The following is a 13,669-nucleotide window of genomic DNA, read 5'->3' on the forward strand; positions in this document are numbered from 1 at the left end:
CAGCTTGACCTTTAGATATCGTTGATAATATGGAATTCTTCGCCTAGTGAAACCCCTGCTTTGTCTCCCACTTTTTCGGCCATTGCAAAGACAAGTTTCTCAAAGCGAGTAACTTCATCTGTGGATTCGCCAGCTATTTCCATCGATGTTTCGTGTTGGGATTCGTGACACATTAAGGCATCTATCTTTGCTTGAACATACTCGGGAGTGAGTGGCTCGATATAATTGGGTTCGTCTGCCTCAAAGAGCAGTAGATGCGAAGGCCGATGATGGCTTCCTAACTCCTTTAGAAAGTGGGGATCACGAGCTGCCACTACCGCATCGGTAACGATAAAGCCGGTGTTTCTATGGTCAGGGTGAAGACGATAGCGCTTCCATGGATCGTGGGAGATTATGGTCTCTGGTTTATATTTGCGAATTAGGCTCGTCACCTGTGCGATCCGCCGTGCGGTGGGCGTTAGTTCGCCGTCGATGGCATCGAGAAACTCTACTATTCCATTTGATGTGAGTTTATCGATTGCGCGGTGCTGTTCTTTTTGACGACGGACCGCAAGCAAGTGCTGGTTTATCTCTGGGTCCCAGGTTCCTTTTGCTCCATCAGTCATGATTACAAAGATGATTTGGGCACCTTGAGCTGACCACTTGGCCAAGGTGGCACCCGCGCCGAACTCGATGTCGTCAGGGTGTGCGCCAATGGCCATAGTTATAGCTGGTCTTTTTATCACAGTTTCGATCTCAGGCCTATTTCGAAGATACGTTGACGTCAAGGTTTTCTCGCTTTCTGAGTTTTAGAATTAGAACTTAATCATCATTTATGGCCAAGAACTGACAGTATCGTTTGAATGCGCTCGTGCAAATCAGATGGTAGTTTTGGATCGTCGCGTATAAGTTTTCCAAGGGAGACGATATCGCCTTGGGTGTCTATGTCATAACAGGGGTAAATGCGTTGTAAAACTTCGCATTTTGCGCCACTTTCTTCAATAAGTGCCCTGTGGGAAGCCAGTGAAGATCGACCGTATGAGAGCTGAATCGATAGCGGTAGGTCAAAGGCCATTACATTGGTTCCCTCATGATTGCGATCCGTAATGATCGCAAAGTCTCCATGGCCAAGAACGTCTAGAACGTCTTGGTGTCGGAGTAATGGTATATCTCCGAGCACAATTGCACATCGACGATAGCCCTGTTTATATAGCAGATTAGTTGCCCCTCGAAGAGTGGTATTGAGATCTCCATTGTCTTTGAGGGTCGAAACACCCAAAGAAGTCGCCCAAGCTTCAACTCCAAGATCGCTAGAGATCACGAACCTTTCAATGGGAGATGCGGCATCGAGAATGTATTTGGCGATTATACGTATTATTTCGGCTTTAGATTGATAAGGAATAGGGCCAAGTCGAGTTTTGCCGTTCGCGAATGATCTAATAGGGATTATTACTGCGAGGCCACTGAGTTGATTTTCTTCATTTGGATTTGCTAGGGCCATATTTTCTTCACAATCTTCGAGCATATGCTGCTCGAATGCCACCGCGAACCCCGCAATGCCATACCATTAATGTTATCGAAGAGGAGTGCGCCTTGGGCTTGGACGAACTGCCAGTAAGACTCGTGGAGATGTTGCGGGAACGCGGGGTCCGTGACAGCGACATTCTCAATGCCTTAGAAGACGGCTCGATTCACTTTCTTGCTGTAGATCAGTTGTTAGGGCCGCCATCTAGCAGAATCTCTGCGAATCAAATTGCAAAAGCAACGGGCGTCGAGGTCTTGGTTTTGCGGAGATTATGGCGAGCACTGGGTTTTAGGGATTTTACGAACGACGAGATGGTCTTTACTGAACTCGATTTGCAGGCTGCTCACTCACTAAAAATTCTTTTAGGTGAAGGTGAGCTGCCTCGTGAAATAGCTCTTCAGCTTGCTCGTGTAATGGGATCTTCGATGGCGCGCTTTGCTGAAGCCGAAATCGTCTCATCCTCTGCCTTTGGAGCGCTGGGGGATGAATTTGGTGAAGTGGACCCGATATCCTTAGCGGATCGCTTTACTCGCTATAGCGCCAATGTAGTGCCAGCTGTGCCTCAATTGCTTGTCTATACCTGGCTGCGCCACCTGCATGCGGCGTCGCGTCGGGCGATGCTTGCCTTTGATAACGGAGCACAGAATGTGGCTGTCGTCGAGCTGGCTATTGGCTTTGTAGATTTGGTGGGTTTTACGGTTATCTCTCAGCAACTTAGCAATGAAGAACTTGCGAAAGTGGTGGGTCGATTTGAGCAGGTTAGTTTTGACAGCGTAACAAATGCTGGTGGTAGAATAGTCAAGATGATAGGCGACGAGGTTATGTTTGTCGCAGAGGACCCAATGGCGGCATGTGAAATTGGGCTTAGACTTGCGGCTGAATATCGCAGAGATTCGCTGCTCTCTGAGGTGCGTGCTGGAATAGCCTTCGGAGAGATGCTCTCTCAGGACGGAGATTACTATGGCCCTATAGTAAATACCGCTAGTCGGATCGTAAATATAGCGGCGCCAGGTACGGTTTTGATAACCCGAGAGGTTGCTGATCATGTTCGAGATGAAGGCGATTTTGTCTTGCGGGCACTGCAACCTCGATATCTCAAGGATATTGGATCTGTTGAGCTTTACGTCATTAGGGATAGTGGGCCGACTTCCAAGGTTGCCTTGTCGAGTTTGTGAATCAGGTTGACTTCATAGACTCCATCTGATCGGTATTTGGAGGTCGAAAGGGTCGTGTGTGATAGATCTCACTACTGGTAGATATTTGGATGGATTGAATGACTCGGATCTTGTAATTGGGGTCGACGAAGTGGGTCGTGGTTCTTGGGCTGGGCCGCTGAGCGTTGGCGTTGTCGGTATCTCAGCTGGGGAGTTACGGGCTCTTTTGCAGGGTGACCCGCTAATTGGGTTGATTGATGATTCAAAAGTGTTGTCGCCATCGAAACGCGAGATAGCTAATGAGGCGATTTTGGAGGTCTTTTTCGGATCAGTTGGGTCGTGTAGCGCTAATGAATGTGACCTATACGGGATCTCGAGAGCACTATCCCTTGCAACATCGCGTGCATTGGAGTCGTTGGGGAAGAGGCCAAAGCTCATTCTTTTGGATGGCAGGGTGGACTTCGTGGTCTCGCCGGGATGTCGAGTAGTTCCTCTTGTAAAAGGTGATTCCCGATCTCTTTTGATCGGCGCTGCAAGCATTGTGGCCAAAGTCAATCGAGACCGGTACATGGTAGTTATCGACGATCAGTACCCATTTTGGTCTTTTTGGAGAAACAAGGGCTATCCTTCGATACAACATCGTAGGTCATTGAGGGTCTATGGACTGTCGGCGATACATAGAGTTAGCTGGAGTTATGTGGCAACTATGAAACTTCAATGTGATTGGTCGCCGCTTGGTACCTCTCGGGAAGATCACCTACTTGAAGGCTAAGGACCCAAACGATTAATTTTACCTAGGGCATACTTTTCATCTATATGGCTTCAGTGGTGGGCCCTAGATGGACGTCGGTAACGATATTATCTCCTGTCGGATCGCGGATTTGAATTTTAAATTACCAACGTGGCACTGCTGTTGCGCGTTCCAGCCCTAAGGAGATTTTGGGTGATTTTATCTTCGGAAGTCTCAGATGAGAATCGATAAGGGTAATTGCAATTAACGAGTCATTATTTGGTCTGCGACCTTCTTGGATGTGAAATTGACAATAGATTGATATGAGATTGGATCTGTGTCGGTTTGCCAATTGTGGTGTTTTGGGCATAGAGTTGTGAGGTCGGAAGAGTTTTGCTCTTTTGACTTATTTTTGTGGTTTGGGACCACTTACTTAGGAGGTGATTGCGACGTCTAAAAATTTTGACGTCGTCGTGATAGGGGGTGGCCCAGGAGGCTACGCAGCAGCGCTATACGGTGCGAGCGCCGGTTTGAGCGTATGCGTAGTCGAAAAGGAAAAAGTTGGTGGGACATGCCTTCATCGAGGTTGCATACCAGCCAAAGAGTTCCTAGAGAGTGCCGCCGTTTTTCGCGCCGTAGAGTCAGCTAAGGAGTTCGGGGTTCTTACGACACCGCCTTCGATCGACTTCTCAATAACACAGAATCGCAAACAGAGAGTCGTAGATCAGCTCTGGAAAGGTCTTTCCGGCCTTATGAAAGGTCGGAAAATCGAAATCATCGAGGGCTTTGGTGCTTACATTGGTGACGGTAAGGTAGAGATCGACGGTGGCGAGATTGTCACTGGGGATTCTATTATCTTGGCGGCGGGTTCCGTTCCTCGTACGATACCTGGCTTTGAAATAGACGGAGAAGTCATTATTACCTCGGACGAAGTTCTGGCAATGTCTGAGCTGCCCGAGAGCGTGGCGATTATAGGTGGCGGAGCCATCGGTTGCGAATTTGCGTCAATGATGTCAGATCTCGGCGTTAAGGTAACTATTTTGGAGGCCATGCCCACTCTGCTTGCGGGATGTGATAAAGATGTTGCAGATGTCGTTGTTAGATCCTTCAGGAAGCGTGGGATCGCAATGCACACCGGAGTGGCCGTCACTGGACATGCTCCCGGGGAGAAGGGGACCAACCTCTTCTTCGGAGACGGAAGTAGCGTCCATGTCGACAAGGTTATCGTCTCAGTGGGTCGACGTCCATTTAGCGAGAAGCTTCTTGGAGGCAACTCATCTGTAAATCTTGATCAAAGAGGATTTGTCCAAACGGATGAATATATGAGGACCTCTGAGGAAGGTGTTTTTGCAATTGGCGACTTAGTGGCTACTGCACAACTTGCTCACGTGGGCTTTGCTGAGGCCATAGTAGCAATCAAGACCATTCTTGGAGAGCGCACGATACCTGTAGACTACGTCAATGTACCATGGTGTATCTATACACACCCAGAAGTAGCCTTCGCGGGATTGACAGAGGAAGCGGCTAGAAATGCCGGTTACGATGTCATCGTCAAGAAGGACCCATTCGGAGGCAACTCACGTGCTCGGATTATAGGTGAAACCGAGGGCGTTGTGAAAGTTGTTGCGGAAAAGCGCGCCGATGGAAGCGCAGGACGTATCCTTGGGGTTCACATGGCTGGCCCATGGGTAACAGAGCAACTGGGGATGGGTTATTTGGCTGTCAACTGGGAAGCAACAGCTGAAGAAATTGCACACTTTATTCAACCGCACCCAACATTGTCCGAGACATTCGGCGAAACGGTAATAGCTTTAACAGGAAGGGGTCTACACGTTGGCTGAGATCTTAATGCCACAGCTTGGCGAAACAGTTACAGAAGGCACAATTACAAAGTGGCTAAAAAAAGTTGGTGATAAAATTGCCATCGACGAGGTGCTCTTTGAGGTTTCGACAGATAAAGTCGATTCGGAAGTACCATCTACGGCCAGCGGTTATCTAACTTCGATCTTGGCTGAAGAGGGAGACACCGTAGCGGTAGGAACTATTTTGGCAATCGTTGGAGAATCCAGCGAGGCTCCTGCTCCGGCTCCTGCTCCAGCTCCGGCTCCGGCTCCTGCTCCAGCTCCAGCTCCGGCTCCAGCCCCAGCTCCAGCTCCAGCCCCAGCCCCTGCTCCGGCTCCAGCCCCAGCCCCAGCCCCTGCCCCAGCCCCAGCCCCAGCTCCTGTGGCCGTGCTAGGAAATGTCGAGGGATTGGTTCTCTCTCCAGTTGTGCGACGCTTGATTGATGAAAATTCATTGGACGTTTCGCTTATCAAGGGATCTGGTGCAGGAGGTCGAATTACTAGATCTGACGTTCTGGACTATTTGGATCAAGTCGCTCGGTCGCAATCAGCTCCGGCTGCACCGGCTGCACCGGCTGCACCGGCTGCACCGGCTGCACCGGCTGCACCGGCTTGGGTAGCTGCACCAGCTCCAGCGCCGCGTCTTCCGGAGACTATTTCTCAGGTACCTCAGATCGTAAATCGCCAGCCAATTCATGCTGACGTTTTCCCGCCTGCTACCGCTGGAGCTCGAGATGAGATTATTCCGTTTAATAATATTCGACGACGCACAGCAGAGCATATGGTTCGATCTAAGGCCACATCTGCTCACACGTTAGTTGCTATCGAGGTTGACTTCGAAGCGGTAGATCGAGTTCGTGCATCGCTCAAGGAGGCCTTCAAGCGAGAAGAGGGATTCTCTCTAACCTATCTTCCTTTTGTCGCAAGGGCGACAGTGGAGGCATTGCGCACCTTTCCTCGGTTGAATGCATCTGTGGGCGATGATGAACTGATCGTCCATCATGATCGGAATCTTTCAATAGCGGTAGATCTTGATCTTGAGGGTCTGATAGCGCCAGTTATTCATGGAGCTGATCAAAAGAGACTTACAGGGCTAGCTAGAGATATCAAAGATTTGGCGACTCGAGCTCGAACTAAGAGATTGAGTGCTGATGATTTGGCTGGTGGTACTTTTACAATCACCAACCCTGGTCCCTATGGAACCTTTATGACGGCTCCGATCATCAATCAGCCACAAGTAGCAATTCTCTCAACCGATGGTGTCAAGCGTAAACCCGTAGTGATTACCCTTCCAGATGGATCTGAGAGCATAGCGATTCACTCGGTTGGCATTCTTGCGCTTACCTTTGACCATAGGGTAATTGATGGAGCCTACGCGGCTGCATATCTAGCGCGAATGAAAGAGATCATTGAGACTTGGAATTGGGCTCAAGAGTTCTAATTTTTTAGAACGCTCCCTATTGGGTATAGAAGGGCAAGTTTCAGTCTGTTGATTCGGGGGTGTGGATCACTGACCTTAGGTCAGTGATCCACACCCTTGCTAAATTTTAAAAGTAAATCTAATTTTGAAGATGGAGTTGTAGATGTTAGAGGTTCGTTGGTTGTCGAAGGTGGCTTATCGGGATGCTTATACCCTTCAACACGGCTTATTTGACTCTGGGAAAGCTCAGCATCTACTACTGTTGGAGCATAATCACGTCTATACCCTGGGCGTTAGGGCTGATATCTCCAATATTCTTGTAGACCCCAAACAAGTTGGGGCTGAAATGGTTAGGGTTGACAGGGGCGGAGACGTCACCTACCATGGCCCGGGTCAGCTCGTTGGCTATACAATTTTAGATGTAGCTACGGAGCAAAATTCAACCCCTAATTTTGTCGCGAAGATTGAAGATTTGATAATCGCAACTCTAGATAAATTTTCAATTGTAGGACAGCGAAACCCTGGCTTTCCGGGTGTATGGACGATCTCTAAGGATGGTAGTCTCAGAAAGATTGCGGCTATCGGGGTTCGAATCTCTAGGGGACGTTCGATGCATGGCTTCGCGTTGAACGTAACTACAGATTTGGAGATGTTTTCTAACATTGTTCCGTGTGGTATCAGCGAATACGGGGTTACCTCGATGCAAGCCGAGGGTAGTGTCTGTCAAGTGGAAGACGTTGTTGGCGTGGTGGCATCTTTGGCGCCTAAAATCTTTGGTTTTTCTGAGGCATCTTTCTACGGAGCTTCTTCGTCTGATGGCTATTCAATGCAAGATCCAAACTTGGTGGATTCAATCATTAAGGTGGCACCCAAGGTTGATGCCATGGCGGAGTCTCGCTCTCTAGATAGAAGACTGGCGAGCGCTGGCGTTGGGACCGCAGAGGGAATTTCGATTTCAAAGACCAAACCTGAATGGATTAAACTTCGGACCAAGATGGGTTCGGAGTATCAGGAACTCAAGGAAACCATGAGGGGCCTAAATCTGGTAACTGTCTGCGAGGAGGCCGGTTGTCCCAATATTTATGAATGTTGGAGTCAAGGGACCGCGACGTTCATGATCAATGGCGAAGACTGTACTCGAGCATGTGGATTTTGCCTCGTCAAGACCGATCGGCCGCTACCGCTCGATCTTGACGAACCCCGAAGGGTTGCTTTGGCCGTTGAAAAGATGGGCCTTGATTTTGCCGTCGTTACTGCCGTGGCTAGGGATGATCTTAGTGACGGGGGAGCAATTGGTTTTGTTGAGACGATAAACCAGATTCGACGACTTGGTCGAGATATCGGGGTCGAGGTTTTGATCTCTGACTGCAAGGGCGACGAAGACGCTCTAAGTGCCATCTATAAGGCAGCTCCCGATGTATTGAATCACAATATTGAGACCGTTCTTCGTCTCCAGCGGGCTGTGCGACCCCAAGCGAGCTACGCGCGCAGTTTGTCGGTTCTCTCAGGTGCCGTAAAGGCTGGTTTGGTTACTAAATCAGGGATTATCGTAGGGATGGGCGAGACGATGGATGAGCTCAAGGCGACCCTTAGGGATTTGGCTAGCGTTGGAGTCTCGATTGTAACTATTGGGCAATATTTGAGACCGACCAGAAAGCACCTTCCAGTTTCGAAGTGGTATACGCCCAAAGAATTCGCCGAGCTGAAATCATATGGGGAAGCATTGGGGATCCGACACGTCGAATCTTCGCCAAATACTAGGTCGTCTTATCACGCCAAGGAGGCGGGACTTGGTATCAAGGTCTAGCTGGATGATGGGACCTACATCTGTTTTTTGCTGACTCTCGTCTATGTAAGACGGGGTCAACACTCTCTTTTTGGCTAGATTTTGCGGATATGTCACATGGGTAGATCTCAAAGATGGACGATCTCACTCGGAATTGCATAGGATTTGAATTTGTGATCTTGACTCTTTGAATCCTTGGGACTTTGAGCGATGTGATTGCATTGGTGAAACAATTTGGTCGATCTTGAACTTCATTTCTGTTCCGTCTCAAAATTTGGAGATTTGTGTCCGTGGAGATCATCTTATGTAGGAGACTTAGTCCCGACGAAACACGGGGGGCTTGGAATCTTCCGTGGATCAAGATCGAAAATTCAAAACAGCGACCTGACGCCTATTTGGTCAGTTTCATTGCTAAGGCGCTGAAGTCATTTCGCTCTAGATCTTTTAGGGCCGAGTTGGCGAAGCTGTTTCAAGGTGGTTTACCAATGGCTATTTGATGTGGCTATTTGATGAATCAGTGGGAAACTATCCTTTTTACGACGCCCATTACCTCAGCGGTCTGTTCGTTAGGGTCGGTCGGTCCTCCACCGTGGCCAATCAAGCAGTGTCTCAGATGCCCTTCTAGTAACCCGAGTTCGACTTTTTTGAGAGCCCCTTGAATTGCCGATATTTGGGTAAGTACGTCAACGCAGTATCGATCCGCTTCGACCATTTTAGCTACGCCCCTGATCTGTCCCTCTATCTTTGCGATCCGCTCAAGTAGATCGCCCTTGGATGAGGTGTAGCCCCTCGAGACTCCGACTAGCTCATTGGGAGAGTTTTCTAAATCTTCTGAGTCCATTCCGATCCTTTGTAGCTTAGCAGTTTGATAAATACTTAATCTAAGTATACACTAGGGGGGTAGGGTATATATCTTAGGAGGAAAAATGGAGACGAAATCTTACAAGGTTGAGGGAATGACTTGTGGCCATTGTGTGGCAGCGGTCAAAGGTGAAATCGATAAGGTTGCGGGCGTTTCGCAGGTTGACGTCGATCTTGAGACGAAATTGGTTGTAGTTTCGGGCGAGAAGCTCGATGACGCTGAGATCTTTAATGCAGTAGATGAAGCGGGCTACGAAGCTCAGCTGGTTTGATCTTCTAACCCTCAAGAGACGAAGTCTCGATAGGACTTCACTATCGAAAGGCAGACAACTGTGGCGGTTGGCGAAAATTCAACAATAGATGATAAGTCTATGGGCGAGAGTGTGGAGCTATGCTTAACTGGGATGACCTGCTCTTCTTGCGCGGCTCGAATTGAGAAGCGCTTGAATCGCTTAGATGGTGCGAGCGCAAATGTGAACTTCGCCACAGAGAAGGCCTCAGTTTCTTTTGACTCTTCCCTTTTGACGACGCAGGATCTTCTAGATGCAATATCTGGCATTGGCTATGGAGCGTCGTTGATTGAGGGGAATGATAGGAGTAGTGGTGAAATTGATGATGAGTCGAGATATCTAGATCACCTGAATCCACTTAGGAATCGCCTGATCATCTCGGCTATTTTGTCGCTTCCTGTCTTAGCTTTGTCTATGGTTCCATCGTTGGAATTTCAATACTGGCAGTGGGTAGCACTTGCGCTAGCAACTCCAGTATTTATCTATGGCGGACTTCCATTCCATAAAGCCGCCATCGCCAATGCGAGACACTTGACCTCGTCCATGGACACCCTCGTCTCACTTGGTTCATTAGCTGCCTATCTTTGGTCTTTGTACGCGCTGATCTTTACCGATGCGGGAGGCCCGTCTTTTCGGATGATGTTTTCGTTGACGGCCTCGATAAATTCGCATCATCCAGACATCTACTTAGAAACCGCCTCGGTCGTTATCACGGTAATTCTCTTTGGTCGCTACTTAGAAGCCAAGGGAAAGAGACGATCCACCAGTGTGCTTCGCTCTCTTTTATTAGGTAATGGCCAGGTCGTACATAAGATATTGAACAACGACATTGAGGTTGAAATCGATGTTGTAGACCTTCGTCCTGGCGATCGGTTTTCCGTACGTTCAGGGGAGAAGGTTCCAACAGACGGTGAGATCGAATCGGGTGAAGCCCTCTTGGATTTGGCTTTGCTGACCGGGGAATATGAGCCCAAGCGATTCAAGTCAGGGATGGAGGTCGTCGGTGGGTCGCTGAACGTTGATGGCTTTTTAGTCGTTAGGGCTACCAAGGTGGGCTCGGATACGGCGCTCGCAGGTATTGTGTCGATGGTTGAAGAGGCCCAAGCAAAAAAGGCCAAGGTTCAAGCCATCGCCGATAAGGTATCGGGAATCTTTGTGCCGAGCGTTATTGCAATCGCAATAGCTACCTTCTTGTTTCGAGTTATTATCGGTGATTCAATCGCACTCTCATTTTCAAGTGCGATCGCGGTTTTGGTAATCGCATGTCCCTGTGCCCTTGGACTTGCTACCCCTATGGCTATTCTGGTTGGAACGTCGCGTGCCGCGCAGATGGGTATTCTTATCCGTGGTCCAGAGGCTCTAGAGGCTGCAGGAAAGATTGATACGGTCGTTGTTGATAAGACCGGAACTCTCACAACTGGAACGATGACACTTCAGGAGATACTCCTAGAAGTTGGTTTTGATTATGACTTTGTACTTTCGATGGCCGCTAGTGCTGAAGCGGCAACCACCCATCCCATTGGACGTTTTATCGTCTCTCTCTCCGAGGAAAGGGAGCTGGAGGTACAAAAGGCGGATCTCTTCAAGTCATATGTGGGGTCTGGGGTCATGGCCCAAGTCGCCGGCCATTCTGTCGCAATCGGAAAGTTGGATTTCTGTCTAAGTTCAGGCTTCGAAATCTCCACTTCCTTTCAAAGCAAGGTTGACGCCTATATCTCTAACGTCTCCATTACAACTGGGTTGAGCCGTATCTATATTGGCCTTGATGGTATCGTCGTGGCATTTATGGCCATAGGCGATGAGATAAGGGATGACGCCTTTGAGACCCTTAAAAAGATGCGCCAGTCAAATTTAGATGTTGTTCTTTTGAGCGGTGACAATCAAGAAAGTGCTCGTATTACCGCGTCACAATTAGGGATTGAACGGGTAGTAGCTGGTGCAACACCGAGTGAAAAGGCAGACTACATTCGAGAGTTACAGTCCCAGGGGGCAAGGGTCGCAATGATAGGCGATGGCATTAATGACGCAGCTGCCCTTGCGCAAGCCGATCTGGGAGTGGCGATGGGAAGCGGATCTGCGATAGCACAAGAGTCCGGAGACATCACAGTATTTTTAGGCGGTGTCAGTGGGGCCTATTCGGCAATCTTGGTTGCGCGAGCAACTCTTAGAACCATACACACTAATTTATTTTGGGCTTTTGCTTATAACGTCGCGGCGATTCCAATCGCTATGGCCGGATTGATAAACCCGGTCATAGCTGGAAGTGCAATGGCTTTCTCGTCAGTCTTTGTCGTTGGCAATTCTTTGCGCCTTTTCGGCTTTATGCGACGCTAGAGACGATTTGCATCCTCGATGTCATAGATCTCTTTGGTAGAATCTTTTGGTGGTACCGCCGTCTCGCCAATGTGACTGGCGGTGATGTTGGGGCAATCTGTAAGTCGATATGAATTGATAGGGTGTGTTTTGATTGGTTCAGTCTCATTTTTTGATTGACAAATTATCTGACGAGGTATTTGTGAAGGATGCTCTGAGGGCCGTCGGTGATGATGGCTTTCATGCCTCAAGGTTGAACCGTCTTGAATCAACCCAATCTGCCCTTGAGGAGGCTGGTGTTGACGCATTGATTCTTTCACTTGGAGCTGATTTGCCATGGCTCAGTGGATATGAAGCAATGCCCCTAGAGAGGTTAACTGCACTTGTGGTTAGACGTGGTGTTGCTCCAGTTTTGTTCGTTCCAGAGTTGGAGGCGCCACGAGTTCGCCACTACGCGGAACTTTTTGAATTACGGCCATGGAAAGAGGGCTCAAATCCATACGAGATGATTGGATCCCTTCTTTCAAAGGCGGACCTTGTAGGGGTCTCCGATCGGATGTGGGCCTCAGCACTGTTGGAGCTTCAAAATACCTGTCCAAATTCACGCTTTATCTCTGCCTCTGGTCTTCTGAAGGGTTTGAGAGGTCAAAAGGACAGCCTTGAGCTTCTTATGCTTGCTCGGGCTGCACATATAACAGATCGAGTCGCTGATCAGTTGTTGGCTGGAGAAATTGCAGTTTTGGGTCGTTCTGAGGCAGAGGTCTCCGATGAACTCTCTAGCCGACTTGTAGCGGAAGGACTGGCCAAGGTCAACTTTGCGATCGTTGGTTCTGGCCCTAATTCGGCAAGTCCCCATCATGAGGCAGGCGATAGGATAATTTCTATTGGTGATGCGGTCGTATGTGATTTTGGTGGAGTCTTTCGATTGGGCGAAGAACCCGGCTACTGCTCCGATATCACTCGAACTATAGGAGTTGGAGACCTCGGGGGAGAATTTGTTGAACTCTATGGCGTTTTGAGTCGAGCTCAGACCAAGGCGCGAGATGAGATGTCTAGCGCGCTTTCAGGAGCAGAACTAGATGCGATTGCACGAAATGTCATAGAGGCAAGCGGATATGGCGAGTTCTTTGTCCATCGGACTGGCCACGGCATTGGCATAGAGGAACATGAAGACCCCTATATTGCCTCTACGAACTCGACTTTATTAGGGGCTTATGCTGCTTTTTCCATTGAACCGGGTATCTATATTCCTGGGAAGTTCGGGGCGCGAATCGAGGACATATGCGTCGTGGGTGAGCATATGGGTGTCTCTTTGAACCGAGCATCGCGTGAATTGAGCATCCTCTCTTAGTCATTTGTGGGCTTTTTAGAGGTTGACTTGGAGCTACTAAATTTCAAAGCAATGATCGTTACATCTTTTGGTGGGGTTCGCTTTTGTCGCTAAACCCATGGCAAAGTTCAAGGGAGCTTGGGACTAACAGTTTTAAGCTCTCTGTTGCTTTTACTTCGTGGCTTTTACTCCTTCCTTCGTCTTTACGTTTTGGTTTTTACTTTGGATGGGGCCACGATGTTAAATTGGATTTTGGCTTTTGAACAAGAGATTGCATATTGCACGGCCCGCAAGACAACCAATCTCACAAGACGAAGTAGCTAAACTTTCTACCCTCGTTGAAGGTGAACCCAAATTTGTCGTAAGCTTTTGGACAAGGCTGGCGATCTGAGTTGGGGTTTAGAGGTAGCCATTCAATGCCAAGGTTTAAGTGTGCCAAG

Annotated in this window: 11 protein-coding genes; 8 read left to right on the top strand and 3 right to left on the bottom strand. The window is 48.8% G+C overall.

The features are described 5' to 3' along the window. Nucleotides 1-11 precede the first annotated feature (11 nt). Both ACIDITHRIX25_RS83375 and ACIDITHRIX25_RS83380 read right to left on the bottom strand, forming a co-directional pair. Entirely contained in the window at nt 12-767 is a 756-nt protein-coding gene (locus tag ACIDITHRIX25_RS83375) for a PIG-L deacetylase family protein (RefSeq protein WP_152625842.1), read from the bottom strand. A gap of 41 nt (nt 768-808) precedes the next feature. Then, nucleotides 809-1,522, bottom strand: coding sequence for a glycosyltransferase family protein (locus ACIDITHRIX25_RS83380; RefSeq protein WP_201731978.1), 714 nt, complete (start codon nt 1,520-1,522; stop codon nt 809-811). Between the two features lie 50 nt (nt 1,523-1,572). Between ACIDITHRIX25_RS83380 and ACIDITHRIX25_RS83385 the strand changes: the two genes are divergently transcribed. From ACIDITHRIX25_RS83385 to lipA, 5 genes are all read left to right on the top strand, one after another. Next, a complete protein-coding gene (locus tag ACIDITHRIX25_RS83385) occupies nt 1,573-2,679 on the top strand; it encodes an adenylate/guanylate cyclase domain-containing protein (RefSeq protein WP_201731979.1) in 1,107 nt (368 codons plus the stop codon). A gap of 58 nt (nt 2,680-2,737) precedes the next feature. Next, nucleotides 2,738-3,430, top strand: a complete 693-nt coding sequence (rnhB, locus tag ACIDITHRIX25_RS83390) for a ribonuclease HII (RefSeq protein WP_052604542.1) — start codon at nt 2,738-2,740, stop codon at nt 3,428-3,430. Nucleotides 3,431-3,828: 398 nt separating this feature from the next. Continuing rightward, a complete protein-coding gene (gene lpdA, locus ACIDITHRIX25_RS83395; protein WP_235347560.1) occupies nt 3,829-5,229 on the top strand; it encodes a dihydrolipoyl dehydrogenase in 1,401 nt (466 codons plus the stop codon). Beyond that, on the top strand, nt 5,222-6,670 hold the full coding sequence (locus tag ACIDITHRIX25_RS83400) for a dihydrolipoamide acetyltransferase family protein (protein WP_201731980.1): 1,449 nt from the start codon (nt 5,222-5,224) through the stop codon (nt 6,668-6,670). The genes lpdA and ACIDITHRIX25_RS83400 overlap by 8 nt, the downstream gene beginning before the upstream one ends. Nucleotides 6,671-6,812: 142 nt before the next feature. After that, nucleotides 6,813-8,456, top strand: a complete 1,644-nt coding sequence (gene lipA / locus ACIDITHRIX25_RS83405; protein ID WP_052604539.1) for a lipoyl synthase — start codon at nt 6,813-6,815, stop codon at nt 8,454-8,456. 493 nt (nt 8,457-8,949) lie between these two features. On the opposite strand, the gene ACIDITHRIX25_RS83410 is transcribed toward lipA, so the two are convergent. After that, nucleotides 8,950-9,276: a metal-sensitive transcriptional regulator gene (locus ACIDITHRIX25_RS83410; RefSeq protein WP_052604537.1), complete on the bottom strand. Its 327-nt coding sequence runs from the start codon at nt 9,274-9,276 to the stop codon at nt 8,950-8,952. 85 nt (nt 9,277-9,361) lie between these two features. Here ACIDITHRIX25_RS83410 and ACIDITHRIX25_RS83415 point away from each other — a divergent pair, with 85 nt between their 5' ends. The 3 genes from ACIDITHRIX25_RS83415 (at nt 9,362) to ACIDITHRIX25_RS83425 (ending at nt 13,250) form a co-directional block, all read left to right on the top strand. Then, complete coding sequence (locus ACIDITHRIX25_RS83415) at nt 9,362-9,568, top strand: heavy-metal-associated domain-containing protein (RefSeq protein WP_052604536.1); 207 nt, start codon at nt 9,362-9,364, stop codon at nt 9,566-9,568. A 132-nt stretch (nt 9,569-9,700) separates the two neighbouring features. Continuing rightward, entirely contained in the window at nt 9,701-11,920 is a 2,220-nt protein-coding gene (locus ACIDITHRIX25_RS83420) for a heavy metal translocating P-type ATPase (RefSeq protein ID WP_201731981.1), read from the top strand. 133 nt (nt 11,921-12,053) lie between these two features. Continuing rightward, complete coding sequence (locus ACIDITHRIX25_RS83425) at nt 12,054-13,250, top strand: aminopeptidase P family protein (RefSeq protein ID WP_052604534.1); 1,197 nt, start codon at nt 12,054-12,056, stop codon at nt 13,248-13,250. Nucleotides 13,251-13,669 lie beyond the last annotated feature (419 nt).

The sequence above is a fragment of the Acidithrix sp. C25 genome, from assembly GCF_904848545.2.